Consider the following 17,582-nt stretch of genomic DNA (forward strand, 5'->3'; position numbering starts at 1 on the left):
TTATTTTGTAGAATAAATTACAGGAAAGGAAAAATTTAGGATGAAAAAATATTTTATTTTATTGTTAATAGCTATAAATTTAGGTTTAGGAGTTCAAGGATTTTCGGCAATGGCGAAAGAGGAAAAAGAAAAACTGGAAAGTCAAATAAATAAAGCGTATGAAAAGAAAGATGCAAAAACTGAAAAAAGTTTAATTGCAAAATATTTGAATGAGTTTCCAGATGATGCTGGTTATTTAAATATGTTAGGCACTTTGTATGACGATGAAGAAAATTATAAAGAAGCTGAAAAGTGGTATTTAAAAGCTATTGATAAAGGGAGTCTAATTGCAATCTCAAATTTGGCGTATAACTATATTGAGTTGGAAGATTATGCAAAAGCGATAAAATACTATAAGGAATACGCAAAAGTAGCAGATAATCCCGATAATTATTACTGGATGGGGTTTGCATATTCATATTTGGAAGACTATAAGAATGCAAAAGAGTGGTACTTAAAAGCTGTTAAAACTGATGAAGGCGGTTTTTCAGAAAATCAATTGGGAGTGATTTTTGATAACGAAGGAAATCAGAAGGAAGCTATGAAATGGTATTTAGCTTCTATAAAAAAAGGGGATTTGTGGGCGTACAACAATTTAGCTGTAGATTACATTGCGCTAGGCGATTATGAAAATGCTAAAAAATGGCTGGAAAAAGGCTTGGAATTGATTAAAAAATCAAGCGATTATTCAGATAACTTGGAATTACAAAAAAGTCTAAAAGAAAATTTAGATTATATTAAAAAAGCAAAATAAAAAAGATATTTTTTGAGGTTGAGAAAATTTAAAATTGTATTTTAAAATAAAAAGAGGTGATAAATTTGGATTTTAAGCTACATTCGGAATTTAGTCCGACCGGAGATCAGCCAAAAGCGATTGAAAAGATTGTGGAAAATTTGGAAAATGGGATTACAGATCAAATTCTGCTTGGGGTGACGGGGTCTGGAAAGACATTTACAGTTGCAAATGTCATTGAAAAAATAAATAGGCCAGCGCTGATTATGGCACCTAACAAAACTTTGGCAGCACAGCTTTATAACGAATATAAAAACTTTTTTCCAGAAAACGCTGTGGAATATTTTGTTTCGTATTACGACTATTATCAGCCAGAAGCGTATATTATGGCAACGGATACATACATTGAAAAGGATTCGTCAATTAACGATGAGATTGACAAAATGCGTCATGCGGCAACCGCAGCACTTTTGAATCGAAGAGATGTCATAATTGTCGCATCAGTTTCAGCAATTTATGGTTTGGGGTCGCCAGAAGCATATAAAGAAAAATCAATTCCAATTGATGTAGAAACTGGAATTGAGCGGGATGAGCTTATAAAAAGGCTTATTTCACTTAGATACGAAAGAAACGATATTTCTTTTGAGCGTTCTAAATTTCGTGTGAAAGGGGATATTTTGGATTTGTATCCGTCTTATCAAGACACCGCTTACAGATTTGAGTTTTTTGGTGATGATTTGGAGAATATTTTTGAAATACATCCTCTGACAGGGCAGAAAATTAGAGAGATAAAAAGGCTTACGATAATGCCGGCGACACACTATTTGACAACAGAAGACACCCAAAAGATGTTTTTGGAAATAAAAAAGGAAATGGAAGACAGAGTTCACGAATTTAGAGCTGAAAATAAATTAATTGAAGCTCAGAGAATAGAGCAGCGTACAAAATATGACTTGGAAATGATTGAAGAAATCGGTTACTGTAAAGGAATAGAAAATTATTCGAGATATTTGACTGGAAAAAATGCCGGAGAAGAGCCTGATACGCTGATTGACTACTTTCCTGATGATTTAGTCGTATTTTTGGATGAGTCGCACATTTCCGTGCCGCAGATAAATGGGATGTATAAAGGGGATAGAGCAAGAAAACATTCGCTTATTGAAAATGGATTCAGGCTTCCGAGTGCCTACGACAATAGACCACTAAAATTTGAAGAGTTTTTTGCAAAAGTTCCGCAAGCAGTGTATATTTCAGCAACTCCAAGTGATTATGAGATAGAGCAGTCCAAAGGGGAAATCGTGGAGCAGTTAATTCGTCCGACAGGAGTTGTTGAGCCAAGTATAGACATTCGTCCAACTGAAAATCAAATTGATGATTTGATGGATGAAATCAAGGTTAGAGTCGCTAAAAAAGAAAGAGTTCTCGTTACAACGCTTACAAAAAAAATGGCAGAAGAGCTCACAGATTATTATTTGGACTACGGGATAAAAATAAAATATATGCACTCGGACATTGATACGATTGAGAGAACCGAAATAATAAGAGGACTTAGAAAAGGTGAATTTGACGTCTTGGTTGGAATAAATCTTTTGAGAGAAGGACTTGATATTCCTGAGGTTTCGCTTGTTGCAATTTTGGAAGCTGACAAAGAAGGATACTTGCGTTCGAGAAGATCGCTTATTCAAACAATGGGAAGAGCAGCAAGAAATGTGGAAGGAAGTGTAATCTTGTACGCTGACAGAATGACTGACAGCATGAAGGAAGCAATAACTGAAGTGGAAAGACGACGAAAAATTCAAGAGCAGTACAACAAGGAAAATGGAATCAATCCAAAATCAATAAAAAGAAAAATTGACGCAGCGCTAGTTGACTACGAATTAGAAAAAGAGGAAGAAATTAAAAAAGTCGCTAAAAATTATAAAAATATAAAAGAAATTGAAAAAGAAGTGAAAAAATTGGAGAAAGAAATAAAAACATTATCCGAAGAGCTTAATTTTGAAGAGGCAATTAAAGTAAGGGATAAGATGAACGAGTTAAAAAAAGTTTTGATGGAATTATAAATCAAAATAAAAAAATTAAATAAAAATAAATTAGGAGAGTGAAAAAAATGATAAAAGTATACCATTATCCAAAATGTACAACTTGCAAAAGAGCGTTAAAATGGCTCAAAGAAAATAATGTTGAATGTGAAAAAAAGGATATCAAAGAGCAGCCGCCAGTATTTGAAGAAATGAAAGAAATTTATAAAAAAAGTGGATTACCGCTAAAAAAATTTTTTAACACGAGCGGACTTGTTTATAAAGAATTGAAATTAAAAGATAAATTAGCTGATATGTCAGAAGATGAGCAGTTAAAACTGCTTTGTTCAAATGGAATGCTTATTAAAAGACCACTCGTTATTGGAAGTGATTTTGTCTTGGTTGGATTTAAAGAAAATGAATGGGGGAAATTTTTTTAAAATTGAAAAAGCAAGTAAACTGTGATATACTCTAATAATGAAACAGTAAAAATGAAAGAAGGTTTATAAATATGGCACAGACACCGCTGATGAAGCAATATAGAGAGATTAAACAAAATTTTCGTGACTGTATATTGTTTTTTAGACTAGGTGATTTTTATGAGATGTTTTTTGAAGATGCGCTTACGGCTTCAAAAGAGCTGGGACTAACGCTTACTTCAAGAAATAGGGAAAAGGGGATGGATGTACCATTAGCTGGAATTCCGTTTCACTCGGCAAATTCATATATTTCTAAGATGGTTGCAAAAGGTTATAAAGTTGCGATTTGTGAACAAGTGGAAGATCCTAAAACGGCAAAAGGAATTGTAAAACGGGAAGTTGTCAACATTATAACGCCAGGAACAGTTATGGACATCGAATCTTTGGACGAAAAAAGTAATAATTATTTGATGAGTATATTGGAAGAAAATAATAAAATCGGGATTTCATATATTGATATAACAACTGGGGAATTTAAAGTTGCTGAGATTGAAAAAGATAAACATTATATAAAATTATTTAATGAGCTTAATAAAATTGAGCCTAAAGAGATTTTATTAACGGAAGAATTTTACAGAGTTATAAAAGAAAAAATGGATGATTTTACGAAAAAAAATGATTCTCTTGTAACTTTTGCGACAAAAGTTAGGGATAGTGAAAAGTTTTTAACTGATTATTTTAAAGTCGTATCTCTTGAAAGTTATGGGATAAAAAATAAAAAAGTTATTATAAATTCAGCTGCAATGGCGCTTGACTATGTGATGGAAATGCAGGTTGGAAGTGAGCTTACAGTTGAAAAAATGGAATTTATAAATATTTCAAATTATGCAGAAATTAATTCAATTACGCAAAAAAATTTGGAACTTATAAAAAATCAGCGAGAAAAGACTGTTTATGGCTCACTTTTATGGGTACTGGATAAATGTAAAACTTCTATGGGGACAAGGCTTTTAAAAAAATTCATAAATAATCCGCTTCTTTCGGCAGAAAAAATCGAGAAAAGACAAAATGATGTGGAATGTTTTTTGGAAAATATTTTACTAAGAGAAGATTTACGGGAAATTTTGGAAGAAGTTTATGATTTAGAGCGGCTAGTTGGAAAAATAATTTTTGGAAATGAAAATGGAAGAGATTTGGTGGCACTGAAAAAGACAATAAAATCATCGCTTGAAATTATGAATTTACTAAAAGAATATGATTTTTTTAATGAAATAGATTCAAAAAAACTTTCTGAAATTTTTCAAATAATTGAAGAGAGCATAAATGAAGATGCACCGTTTTCTGTGCGGGAAGGAAATATTATAAAAAGAGGCTTTAATCGTGAACTTGACGAAATTAGAAATATCATGAACTCTGGAAAAGATTTTCTTTTGGAAATTGAAAAACGGGAAAAAGAAAAAACTGGAATAAAAAATATGAAGATAAAGTACAATAAAGTGTTCGGTTATTTTATCGAAATTACAAAGTCAAATCTAGATTTGGTTCCAGAAAGTTATATTAGAAAGCAAACTCTTACAAATTCAGAAAGATTCGTAACCCCAGAACTCAAAAAATATGAAGATACGATTATTAATGCAAAAGCTAAAATTGAAGATTTGGAATATCATCTCTTTAAGGAAATTAGTGGTAAGATTAAAGAAAAAAGGCATATTTTGGCAAGACTTTCAGAAATACTTTCTTATCTTGATGTAGTTGTATCTTTTGCGGTAGTTGCAACTGAAAATAATTATGTAAGACCTCAAATTTGTGAAGATTATGATTTTGAAATAATTGGTGGACGTCATCCAGTTGTGGAAAAACTTATTGGTAGAAATGACTACGTTGCAAATGACACTTTTTTAAGTGAAATGGAGAGCTTTGTAATTTTGACAGGTCCTAATATGTCAGGAAAATCAACTTATATGAAACAAATTGCACTAATTTCAATAATGGCTCAGATTGGCTCATTCGTCCCAGCTAAGAGTGCAAAACTTTCAATTGTGGATAAATATCTGACTCGAATTGGTGCATCAGACGATATTTTATCTGGGCAAAGTACGTTTATGGTGGAAATGAGTGAAGTTTCAAATATTTTGAATAATGCGACAAAAAATAGCCTTGTAATTTTGGATGAAGTAGGAAGAGGAACTTCCACTTTTGACGGGATTTCAATTGCCACAGCGATATCAATTTATATTCACGATAAGATTGGCGCAAAAACTGTTTTTGCAACACATTATCACGAACTAACTGATCTTGCGTCCAAATTTAAAAATATAAAAAATTATCGGATTGAAGTTGATGAAAAAGATGGAAAAGTTATGTTTTTACGAAATATTGTAAAAGGTGGAGCTGATAAGTCATATGGAATTGAAGTGGCAAGACTTGCGGGGCTTCCTAAAGAAATTTTGAGCGAAGGGAAAAAACTTTTGAAGAGACTGGAGCAAAAAAAGGAGCTTATAGAAAAGACGATAGATGTAAAACAACTGTCGCTTTTTTCTATGAATGGGGAAATTGATGAAGTCGGTGAAGAAACTTGTGAGTTTGAGAAAAAATCAGAAATAGAAAATGATTTTTATGAAGAAAAAATTAGTGAAATAAAAAAAGAAAAAGAAAACATCGAAAGAGAAAAGGAAAATTTACAAAAAATTGTTTTTAATATTAAAAATTATGATGTAGATAATGTAACTCCGATGGAAGCAATGAAGTTTCTGTTTGAATTAAAAGAAAAAATAAAAAATAATTAGGAGAAAAAAATGTGGAAAAAAATAATTTATGGAGTGTTGCTTTTAATATTGTTATACTTTATATATGCCGTATTTTTTAAAAAAATTCCATCTCCATTAGAACAGATGCAAAAAGATATGAAAGCTAAAAAAGTTGTGTATAGATTAAAAGATGAAGTAATAGTCTATGCCGATGAGCAGATAGGTTCTGAAGGTGATGAAGTTGTAAGATTTAAAAAAGTTATAATTGATTTGGTTAAGAAAAAAATGCTTATTTCTGGAAAAGAGGGAGAAGTAAATACAAAGACGTATGATGCGCTTTTGACTGGAAAAGTCGTGGGAGCGACAAAGGATAAAAAGTGGGAAATTTATACCGAGCGGGCAGAATATAAAAAACAAGGTGACAAGTTGATTTCTCCAGTTCGGACAAAACTTATAAATAATGTAGATAAAACAGTTTCTGAAGCGGATAAAGTCGAAACAACAACAACTTTTCAGGATATAGTTGCAACAGGACATGTAAGTTATGTAAACAACAAGGATAAAAAGAAAATGACTACGGATAAAATGACTTATAATGATCCGACAAAAGTGAGTCTTGCTGAAGGACATGTCGTTTATACGGAAGAAAAGACAAAAAGAGTGCTAGCAGCTGACAAAATGCGATATGACCAGCTTAACCAAATAGGAAATGCTGAAGGACATGTACATTATAAAGACCCAGAAAATAAATTGGACGCCCAAAAGGCGGACTACTATATGAAAGATGACGAGAATGAAAGAGTTGAAGGCTTTGGAAACGTAGTTTATACAGGAAAAGAAAGTGTAATCAAAGCAGATACAGCTGTGTATTTTATCAAGAAAAAACAAATTAATGGAAATGGACACGTCGTTTACACAGGGAAAGAAAGTGTCGTTACAGCAGATAGTGCTGTATATTTTGTCGATAAAAAGCAAGTTGATGGGAGAGGGCATGTTGTTTATACGGGAAAAACTATGATAATTACAGGAGATCATGTATTTTATGACAAAGTTGCTCAAATAATAAACGGTGACGGAAACGGAACTTACAATTATTTACCACGAAAAACAACAGGGACCTACAGAAGTGGAGTTTATGATCTAAAAACGCATACTATGACGACAAACGACTACTATACAGCAAATTACGATGATTATAAAATGGATGGAACAGGACTTGTTTACGTCTTCCCAACAGGGGCTGCCACAATGAATGGACCTTTTAATGTAAGAAAGCAAAATTTTGCAGTTCACGGAGAAAATGGTACGATGAATACGATTTCAAAAGATATTTTTGCAAATAAAATGGTTATGACAAGTGTTCAAGGAGATAGAATTTCTGCGGATAAAGGTCAGGGAAGTTTTGAGAAAAAGGAATTTAGGTTTGACGGACACGTAACTGGTAAAATTCGTGGAAATGTAAAAGATTTGGCAAATGATCCAAGACCGCTTGTGGAATCAGAAGCTGTACATTTTAGAGGAAATACTGCAAAAATTTATTTTGTTAAACATAAAAAAGGAAATAATATGAGTATCACCCGTACTGAAATCAAAGAAAATGTTCATATGACCTATAAAGAAATTACGCTTGATTCACAGTACAACGAAATGGATTCATTAAGAAACTTAATTCTTGCAAGAGATAAAGTAATGGTTGATTTTAAAAACAATACAAAAATGACTGCAAATTATTTGTATATGGATATGAATAAACAAGAAGGATACGCCAGAAACAACGTTAAAATTGTAAGTACGCTTCCACAGTTTAAAACAATAAATACAAGTGCCGATAAAGCGACAATTTATTTGAAAGACAAAAAAATAAAATTAAACGGACATGTCGTAACTTATCAAGGAAAGACGATAATTTCTTCGAAAGAGGCAATGTATGATATAAGAAACAGGGTACTTGAAAATTATGGAAATATCCAGATGCAGTATGATGTAAATAATGGTGGCTATGAGCAAAATAAATCAGATCCCAAAAATGTTGCAGCAGTGCAAGAGGTTATAAATAGATTGGCAGTTAACGAGCAAAATGGAAAGGCAGTTTTACCAAAAGCAATGACGGCTTCAAATGGAGTGCCTGTATCGATAAGATGGAAATCATCAAATTCGGCACTGATGTCGGTCAGTGGAAAAATGAACAAATCATTTTATGGCGGAAAGGCTAAAGAAGTTGCAATTAATGCCAAAGCAAAAGCGGGAACTGATACAGCTGAAAAAAACTTCAATAAGTCGGTACCATCTGAAAGCACAAAAGAAATGTTATCACGTGCAGCGGACAACATCTATTTTCCAGAAACTGGAGAAAATTTACCGTCGACAGTGAAAATAAATGTTCATAAAAAAGCAATAGATGTGCCAGTAAAATGGTCTAAGAAAGGTAACAAGCATACTGCAACGTTAGATTATGACGGAGTTCAATATGAAAAAGATTTTGAGAAAGGAGAATAATTTGATTCATTAAAAAAAATAAAAATAGTTTTTTATAGTATGTTAAAATTTATAAAAACACAAAAGACAAAGTTGAAATGTTAATTAGAGAAAGGAGATACAAAATGGTAAAATTTATAGTTAGGGGGTTACTCTTAATTTGTATAAGTTTTTCATTAATGGCTGAAAATGTAGAAAATGTAACATCTTCGGCAAATGAAATAAAAAACAGTAGCGAGATATTGTTAAACTGTTCAAATGTGGCACAAGGGAGTGTACAGGGAATCGGAACGTCCCTAAATAATGGAAATAACATATTTTTAAAATGTTTAAATTATGAAAATAACAGTGAAAATTTGAATAGAACAAATAAAGTTAATTCCAAAGATATATTATTAGAATGTTTAAACACAAGTGAAAATACGACAGGTGAAGCAGGGAAAAGTGAAAATTCCAATGAAAAGATATTGAAGTGTTCAAACCTAGTTAGGATAATTAATGCAAATGAATTGCTTCAAATGGGTAACATTGGAAGTATTAATGGAGTACAGCTCAAATGTACAAATACGGTAAAAAATGTAAATAAAACTGAAATACCATTATTAGACACCGGAGGTACAAATGACATAATATTAAAATGTTCTAGTGTATCTGAAGAAAGTACGTCTGAAAATCTGGCAAAAAATGAAACAGCAATAAACAATAGTGGAACAGTAAATTCTAATGAAATAACATTAAAATGTTCAAATATAGTTAGAGTCATTGACGGAAATAAGGTTTTTCCAGACAATCCCGAGAATAATGATGCAGTAATATTAAATTGTTCAGATACGACAGTAGCGCCAGTGAACAATGTTGTTGGAACGGTAGGACAATCAGGTGGAAGTACGGGACTGTCAGGAGGAGGTATAGGCGGAGTATCGCCTGTTGTACCTATTATTGGCGGAGCTGTTCCTGCTGTTGGAGCAATTATTGGTGCGACTAGACATCACGGCGGAGGTGGAGGAGGTAATGGCACTTCTAAACCTAAAAAAGGTGGTGGCGGAAACAATAAATTTAAGCCTCAAAAAGGTGGAGATGATAATTCTAACCCTAAAAAACGGAAAAAAGAAGATTCAAAGATACATAATGTGAGAGGAATTGGAATACAACCTGTTAATCCATTTTGGAGAAGTAATCTTCAAGAAGCAGAAGACTCTTATTCAAAAGCAGCAAGAGTGGGATTTCAATGGGTAAGAATCACAGCTTCGTGGAATAGAATTCAATCTCAGAAAAATGGAGGATATGACTGGCAGGATATAGATGACGCCGTTGCTCTTGCAAGAAAATATAACTTGAAAGTTTTAATGCAGATAAGTGGTGCTCCAGAATGGGCAACAGGAGCGGACAGTCTTTCAGCTGCTCAAAAAAATGCATTAAATGCAAGAAAAATGTGGGTTGCTTCGTTTGCACCGCTTCCACAGTATAATAATGAGTTCTCAAATTTTGTAAGTGCATTAGTAAAAAGATATGCTCCAAAGGGAGTAATAGACTATGAATTTTGGAATGAACCAGGAAATCCAGAATTTTGGCATGATACTATTCAAAATCCTAGACCGAATCCTGAACATTATACTGATTTACTAAAAATAGCGTATACAGCAGCGCATGATGCTCATAATGATGTAAATGTTATGGCGGGTGGAATGACAGTAGGTGCTAGTAATAGCGCAACAGGATATGTTGGACCTATGGAATTTTTAGAAAGAATGTACGGAGCTGGGGCGAAAGGCTATTTTGATGGTTTGTCGCACCATCCTTACGGAATTTATGCCAGAACTTTTCGGGATAATGGCTGGGCAAACATGATAGGTGATGTTGTAGCACCTGGAGGAGGAGAAAAAACATTATATCAGATAATGTCAGAACACGGTGATGGAAATAAAAAAATATGGATAACAGAAGTGGGAATAGATGCTGCATATCCAGGTGTTGAAGAAACAAAACAAGCTAATGTGATAAGTAAAATTTTAGATCAATATCAAAAATCAAATATATATGGGCCTCTTATTTTTTATCAGGCAAAAGACAGAAAGCCTTACATTACTTCGGGAATATTAGATAGGGACAGTAATGGTGATGGATGGCTTGACGTAAATATTGATACAAATGGAGATGGTGTTCCTGATGCGAACATTGATACTGATCATAATGGACGTCCTGATATACTGGATGCAGCAGATCCTGAAAATTATTTTGGAATTTGGAAATCAGACGGCACTGAAAAAAAAGCAGTGGATGTAATCCGAAGATTCATTAATAATAATCATCCGGCACCAGCACCTACTCCAGCTCCACTTACAAATGGATGTGATAGTGCAACTGATGCTTCAGGACAATGGAAGAGTGTAAAATGTTGGGAATTTAAAGACAGAAATATTCCTTCTGATTGGGTAAGTAAAAGAATTATCAATCATTTGGGTAGCCATTTGACTTATTTGCCAAGCAGTATCAGTTTAGATGGTGATCACGCAATACTTACTACACGACGTCATTGTGTCAACAGAAAAGGTGATCCTTTAACTGATGCAAATGCCACTACAGGTGTATGTCCTGCAGGTAAAGTTACTCAATATTCAAGTGGTAGACTAGAATCTGGTAATATTGTGGATGCCTCTAAACCGTTCCGTGCAGAAATACGTGCTAAAATGAATTGGAATCATTTGCAAGGAATGCGTACAGCTCTTTGGATGCAGAAACAGCGAAATGATGTGGATACACCTGCCTGCAAAGTTCCTGGTGGAAATGCTCCTTATGGTTCACTATTGATTTTGGAATGGTTTGCGTCTACACCTGATTATGGATGGCCTGCATCTAACATCAGTTGTTATTATAGCCAAACTAATCATGAATGGACTCCTCGTGGATTTACGCATCGTTTAGAAAACCGTGTTGGTTCGGGTTCTAAACCGTTAACAGATGAATGGCACGTTTGGACAATTGAGTATGATGGAACCAAAGTACGTTATTATATGGATGGAAGATTGGCTCCTGTAGTTCATTATCGTATTCAAGATGCTAGACGTATCAGTGTAGTTGACAGTACTCGATACGATCAGTATGGAAGTTATCTTTCAACTATGCCAGATGAAGATTATAGTAAGTTAAATATTCCTTCTTCTTTGGTTAAACAAGGATTCGAAAATGATAGATGGCATTTCATTATTAATGACTATGTAGAATGGGAACCTGGCTTGAATCCGCCTTCTGACGGAGCTCCATTCCCAGTTCAAACCACAGAGATTGATTATGTGCGTTTGTACCAGAAATAGTGATGAAAAGAATAAATAATAAAGTCTTAGTATGGTAATAGATGAGTACTAAAAATTATTTTGAATACATGCAAAGATAGTGAAAGACCACAGTCAATATAAGTTTTAAATTTTTTTCAAACTAGAAAATTTAGCTTTGGATAAAAAAGGGGCTGTCTCACAAGAATAATTTTGTGAAACAGTTTCCTTTTTATTTATTAGAAAAACAAATTTATTTTTAAGAATTTAAAAAATATAAACTGATTAAATATTAATATATTTAGAAGATAAAAAAAGCATATTTGAATTTTTAAAAATTTTTTGAAATATTTCTAGACACGAGGATTCCTATACAGAGAGCTTAACGTATTAAAGGTAATTGAAATTAATATTTTTTTCTTGAAAAATTCTAAGAAATTTAGTAAAATGTATTTGATAAAAAAGATAATTTCAGTTAAAATATAACATTAGATATAACATTATATAATATTTTTTATAATTTTTTATAGATTTTTGGTGTGAAATCATAAAAAAGACATTTGCAAAAAAAAGGAGAACGGAAATATGAAAAAATTACATATTTTAAGTACAATGATGCTATCAACGATTACGGCAATGGGTCAGGAAATTAAAATAAATGGGGGTTGGGATTTTGACAGAGCGTATAAAAATGATTTAACTAAACATCAAAAAGGACTTTCTAACACCAATTATGATTATAAATTTAAAAATGGTCCTGTTGCGGGAATTGAGTGGCTATTTGATAATCAGGGAAGACTCGAATTAGGAATCGGTGCAGAACATAAATTTTCTGTAAAATCTTCAGCCTTAAAAGATAAAAATGAAATGAGAATGTACGAAATAACACCGATGTATCTGACAGGTAAATATAATTTAATAACTTCTAAAGCTGGAAATGACTTACTCTATCTTATTGGAAGAGGGGGATATGCTTATGCCAAAGCTGGAAAAGATAATAAAGAAGATTTAAAAGATAAAAATTTTCGTGGTGGACTTTATTATGCAGGTGGTTTAGGTACTCAAGTTGGACCAATTTCCGTAGAAGCTTTATATGAAAGATCAAATTTACGATACGATAAAGTAAATTTAGGTAATATAAACAGAAATAATATAAGTACCCTAAATAATTTTAAAAAGACCAAAGATAATATAAATACAGTTGGTGTAAGAATAGGATACAGTATTGGAAATATTAAAAATTTACCAAAGAAAAAAAATGATGTTGTGCCTTTTGATCCTTTCAGAACAGATATTTTTGCTAAAACTGGAGATATGCAGTATACTACAGACAAAATTATGAAAAGAAAGTGGAATGGCGGGGAACTTAGATTAAATGTAGGATATAATTTCAAGGACAGATACAATGTTCATCCAAAGCAATTTTTGGGAACGGGTATGAAAAATAATAAATGGCAGTCTGCAAAATCAGATTTTGATGTTAAAGGAATGCCTGTTGTCGGGTTGGAATATTTATTTGATAATCAGGGAGCTGTTGAACTAGGATTGGGTGTAGAGCAAAGATTCCTTGATATTTCTCCTTTTTTTAACAATAAAGAGGAAAAGCACGTTTTAAGAACTTATCCTGCTTACGCTACAACAAAAATTAATTTGGTAAATAATAAGGGAAACAATCTGCTTTACGCTGTTGGACGAGTAGGATATGTATATGGTGAAATAAAGGAAGAAAATTTTAATAAAAAGGATCTTCGTGGTGGGCTTTATTATGCAGGAGGATTAGGTACGGAGTTAGGTCCAATTTCCCTAGAAGCTCTTTATGAAAGATCAAATTTTAAATATGAGCCAAAAGACACAATTAATCCTATAAAAGTTAAAAGTAAAATTGATACATTCGGCATAAGATTAGGATACAGACTGGGAAGTATCAAGAATAAGCCAAAAATAAAAGAGGTAAAAACAGCAGCGTATGCTTATAACAGTGTGCCTGAAGAAGACAGAATAAACATAGCTGGTAATTTAAAAGGAAAAAATGACAATATTTTAACTTCTAGAAGTAGTACTGCAAAAAACAAAAAACATTTTGAAAATGAAATAATAAAAGAAGACGAAGCAACAACCTATAGTTATGATATACCTGAGGAAGATAGAATAGATATAATTAGTAATCTGAAAGGAAACAATAATGTAGAAAACGTAAAATATTCTGAGGATAAAATAAAAGGAGAAAGTAATAAAACTATATCTGAAAAGGATGCTATAGATATAATTAGTAATTTGACACCCAATAGACTATAAGTTATGTTTATTTGATTTCTAAAAGTATCCAAGATATGTAAAAAAACATTAAATATATGTTGAAAAAGTGCTGAAAACTTCTGGCTTTTTCGACTTTTATAAATGTCAGTTTTTAGAGAGGAGAAAAAAATGGCCAGAAAAATCAGTATAGAAGCTGATAGTTTAAAAAAAATATATAAAAAGCGAGAAGTTGTTAAAGATGTCAGTCTTGCTATGGAAAAAGGTGAAGTCGTAGGACTTTTAGGACCAAATGGTGCAGGAAAAACAACAACGTTTTATATGATTACGGGAATTGTCAGACCAAATTACGGTCGTGTGATGTATAACGGAGAAGAAATTACAAATTTTCCAATGTATAAAAGAGCAAGGCTTGGTCTTGGGTATTTGCCACAAGAAGCTTCAGTCTTTAGAAATTTAACAGTTGAAGAAAATATAATTTCGGTTTTAGAGATGCGTGGTGTGAACAAGAAAGAAAGAATTGCTACAACGCAAAGTCTTATTGAGGAGTTTAAATTATCACATGTAGCAAACAGTCTGGGTTACGCACTATCAGGTGGAGAGAGAAGAAGGGTTGAAATTGCTAGAACGATTTCTACAAATCCTGATTTTATATTACTTGATGAACCTTTTGCAGGAGTTGATCCGATTGCAGTGGAAGACATTCAAAATATAATAATGCAGTTAAAAGAGCGTGGACTTGGAATTTTGATAACTGATCACAATGTGCGTGAAACACTTAGAATCACCGAAAGAGCGTATATAATGGCAGAAGGAACAATTTTAATTTCGGGTACAAGTAAGCAAATTGCAGAAGATGAAACTGCGAGAAGAGTTTATTTGGGAGATAAATTTAAGTTGGATTAAATAAGAAAATAGAATAATTATGTAAAAGTTTTTGCTTTTACGGTTAAAAATGTTAAGAATAAAGGAGAAATTAAAAAAAATGACAGGAAATGAATTGAGAAAAAGTTTTATTGATTATTTTAAAACGAAAGAGCATAAACATTTTGAAAGTGCATCGCTGATACCTGATGATAAAAGTTTACTTTTGACAGTCGCTGGGATGGTTCCGTTTAAGCCATTTTTTTTAGGGGAAAAGCAAGCGCCGTTTCCAAGAATAACGACTTATCAAAAATGTATAAGGACAAATGATTTGGAAAATGTAGGAAGAACTCCCAGACATCACACTTTTTTTGAAATGCTTGGAAATTTTTCGTTTGGAGATTATTTCAAAAAAGAAGCAATTGAATGGTCTTGGGAATACATAACAAAAGTTTTGAAATTAGATCCTGAAAGACTTTATGTATCAGTATTTACAACGGATGATGAAGCGTATGAAATTTGGAATAAACATATTGGAGTTCCGGCTGAGAGAATAGTTCGGCTTGGGGAAGAAGATAACTGGTGGGCAGCAGGGCCTATTGGTTCTTGTGGTCCGTGTAGTGAAATTTACTACGATACTCTAAGAATGGGGGAAAATAACGAAGAAATTAATAGTAAGCCGGGAGATGAAGGAGATAGATTTTTAGAAATCTGGAATCTCGTGTTTACTGAGTGGAATAGACTTGAAGACGGAAGTTTAGTGCCGCTTCCACAAAAAAATATTGATACGGGAGCAGGACTTGAAAGAATTGCTTCAGTTGTTCAAAACAAAGATAATAACTTTGAAACTGATATATTTATGCCAATAATAAAAGGAATTGAAACAGTCTTAGGTATAAAAAAAGAAGATTTTGATATCACGGTAAAAGTTATTGCAGATCACATAAGAGCATCAGTATTTTTAATAGCGGATGGAGTTTTGCCGTCAAATGAAGGTCGTGGATATATTTTAAGAAAAATCATAAGACGAGCTTTTGGTGCTGGAATTGTTGCAAAGCAGAATTTAGAAATAACAAAAGATGATCTGTTCTTGTATAAATTAGTACCTTATGTCGTGGAAAATATGAAAGAGGCTTATCCAGATCTGGTGGAAAAACAGGAATATATCGAAAAAGTTTTGAGACTTGAACAGGAAAGATTTGCACTAACACTAAAAAATGGAATTGAAATGTTGGCTGAAGAAATTGAAAAAATGGATAAAGCAGGAATTAAAAAGCTTTCTGCTGATGCTTCATTTAAATTATATGATACATTTGGACTGCCTTTTGAGCTTACAGAATTGATTTTGCAAAATCAAGGGTATGAAGTTTCTGAGGAAGAGTTTAATAAAAAACTGGAAGAGCAAGTACAAAGATCGAAAAATAGTAGAGTTACAGTTTCAGATATGATAAAAGATGAATTTATTGATAAATTTTTTGAAAAACACGGAAAAACTGAATTTACAGGATATGAAAAATATGAGGACAAAGGAAAAATTTTGCATATTGCTAAAAGTGAAGGAATTTCGGGTTATGAAGTAATTTTTGATAAAACGCCGTTTTATGCGGAGTCAGGCGGACAGGTTTCTGATACGGGAACGGTAACTGCTGGAGAATTTGAAGGAAAAGTTGTTGGAGTTGCTAAGAAAAAAGATATTTTTGTTCATCAAATTGAAGTTGTAAAAGGAATTGCACCAGTTGTGGGGACAGAAGCGGAATTGAAAATTAATGTGAAAAATAGAAAGGATATTCAGAGAAATCACACTGCAACACATATTTTACACAGAGTTCTAAGAGAAAATCTGGGAAGTCACATAGAGCAATCAGGGTCGCTTGTGGATGCGGAAAAATTAAGATTTGACTTTTCACATTTTGAAGCAATTTCAAAAGAAATGATTGAAAAAATAGAAAAAGACACAAATGACATAATTTTGGCAAACATTCCAGTAAAAATTGGTTATGAAAATATACAAGATGCTAAAAATAGAGGAGCTATGGCGTTGTTTTCTGATAAATATGGAGATGTGGTTAGAGTTGTGGAAATTCCTGGATTTTCAATTGAATTGTGTGGTGGAACGCACGTTAAATCGACTGGGGAAATTGGACTTTTCAATATAGAATCTGAAAGTGGAATTTCATCTGGAGTTAGAAGAATTACAGCGACAACTGGACATAGAAGTTTAGATTATGTAAATAATTTAGAAGAAAAACTTGCAGAACTTTCAGCACTGCTTAAAACGGATGAAAAAAATGTTGTAGAAATTGCCAAAAAATATGTAAAAGAAGCAAAGGAAATAGTTAAAGAAAAGGAAAAATTACAAAGTAGACTTATAAAATATGAAATGGAAAGTATGTTTGGCGATGTTGAAGAAATCTCTGGTGTAAAAATATTGGCTAAAACATTTGAAGATAAAAGTATTGATAACTTAAAGGAAATTGTGGACAGAGGAAAAGAAAAACTGCAAAGTGGAATTGTAATTTTGGGAGCAAATAATGGTGAAAAAGCAGTATTTGTCGTAGGAGTTACAAAAGATTTGACTAAAAAAGTTAAAGCAGGAGAAATCGTGAAGACAGCAGCTGTAGTTGCCGGTGGAAATGGTGGAGGAAGACCTGATTTTGCACAAGCTGGTGGGAAAAATGGAAACGCAGTAAAAGAAGCAGTTAAAAAAGCTTTGGAATTTACAAAAGAAAAATTGTAAATTGTGTTTCTAAAGAAGAAAAACATTT

9 protein-coding genes are annotated in these 17,582 nt (G+C 32.7%); all 9 read left to right on the forward strand.

Features of this window, described 5'->3' with window-relative positions; genetic code table 11:
• Positions 1-40 precede the first annotated feature (40 nt).
• Positions 41-793 (forward strand): tetratricopeptide repeat protein, encoded by a 753-nt coding sequence (locus AXF11_RS08305; protein ID WP_068157014.1) that lies wholly within the window; start codon positions 41-43, stop codon positions 791-793.
• Positions 794-849: 56 nt separating this feature from the next.
• The gene (uvrB, locus tag AXF11_RS08310) at positions 850-2,832 is read left to right on the forward strand and encodes an excinuclease ABC subunit UvrB (RefSeq protein WP_197416820.1); all 1,983 of its coding nucleotides are present in this window, start codon (positions 850-852) and stop codon (positions 2,830-2,832) included.
• A gap of 47 nt (positions 2,833-2,879) precedes the next feature.
• On the forward strand, positions 2,880-3,230 hold the full coding sequence (locus AXF11_RS08315; protein ID WP_068157022.1) for an arsenate reductase family protein: 351 nt from the start codon (positions 2,880-2,882) through the stop codon (positions 3,228-3,230).
• Positions 3,231-3,301: 71 nt separating this feature from the next.
• The gene (mutS, locus tag AXF11_RS08320) at positions 3,302-5,995 is read left to right on the forward strand and encodes a DNA mismatch repair protein MutS (protein WP_068157025.1); all 2,694 of its coding nucleotides are present in this window, start codon (positions 3,302-3,304) and stop codon (positions 5,993-5,995) included.
• Between the two features lie 9 nt (positions 5,996-6,004).
• Positions 6,005-8,452, forward strand: coding sequence for an LptA/OstA family protein (locus tag AXF11_RS08325; RefSeq protein ID WP_068157028.1), 2,448 nt, complete (start codon positions 6,005-6,007; stop codon positions 8,450-8,452).
• Positions 8,453-8,556: 104 nt separating this feature from the next.
• Entirely contained in the window at positions 8,557-11,742 is a 3,186-nt protein-coding gene (locus tag AXF11_RS08330) for a cellulase family glycosylhydrolase (RefSeq protein WP_231724683.1), read from the forward strand.
• A 543-nt stretch (positions 11,743-12,285) separates the two neighbouring features.
• Positions 12,286-13,995: a hypothetical protein gene (locus AXF11_RS08335; protein WP_068157030.1), complete on the forward strand. Its 1,710-nt coding sequence runs from the start codon at positions 12,286-12,288 to the stop codon at positions 13,993-13,995.
• 129 nt (positions 13,996-14,124) lie between these two features.
• Entirely contained in the window at positions 14,125-14,859 is a 735-nt protein-coding gene (gene lptB / locus AXF11_RS08340) for an LPS export ABC transporter ATP-binding protein (protein WP_068157033.1), read from the forward strand.
• 79 nt (positions 14,860-14,938) lie between these two features.
• The gene (gene alaS / locus AXF11_RS08345; protein WP_068157036.1) at positions 14,939-17,554 is read left to right on the forward strand and encodes an alanine--tRNA ligase; all 2,616 of its coding nucleotides are present in this window, start codon (positions 14,939-14,941) and stop codon (positions 17,552-17,554) included.
• Positions 17,555-17,582: the final 28 nt, after the last annotated feature.

Origin of the sequence: Leptotrichia sp. oral taxon 847 (genome assembly GCF_001553645.1) — a bacterium.
GTDB lineage: Bacteria > Fusobacteriota > Fusobacteriia > Fusobacteriales > Leptotrichiaceae > Leptotrichia.

Excerpts from the sequence above, each read along its gene's own strand:
- AXF11_RS08305 (WP_068157014.1), top strand. The coding sequence starts at position 41 with ATGAAAAAATATTTTATTTTATTGTTAATAGCTATAAATTTAGGTTTA.
- AXF11_RS08315 (WP_068157022.1), top strand. The coding sequence starts at position 2,880 with ATGATAAAAGTATACCATTATCCAAAATGTACAACTTGCAAAAGAGCG.
- mutS (WP_068157025.1), top strand. The coding sequence starts at position 3,302 with ATGGCACAGACACCGCTGATGAAGCAATATAGAGAGATTAAACAAAAT.
- AXF11_RS08325 (WP_068157028.1), top strand. The coding sequence starts at position 6,005 with ATGTGGAAAAAAATAATTTATGGAGTGTTGCTTTTAATATTGTTATAC.
- AXF11_RS08330 (WP_231724683.1), top strand. The coding sequence starts at position 8,557 with ATGGTAAAATTTATAGTTAGGGGGTTACTCTTAATTTGTATAAGTTTT.
- AXF11_RS08335 (WP_068157030.1), top strand. The coding sequence starts at position 12,286 with ATGAAAAAATTACATATTTTAAGTACAATGATGCTATCAACGATTACG.
- lptB (WP_068157033.1), top strand. The coding sequence starts at position 14,125 with ATGGCCAGAAAAATCAGTATAGAAGCTGATAGTTTAAAAAAAATATAT.
- alaS (WP_068157036.1), top strand. The coding sequence starts at position 14,939 with ATGACAGGAAATGAATTGAGAAAAAGTTTTATTGATTATTTTAAAACG.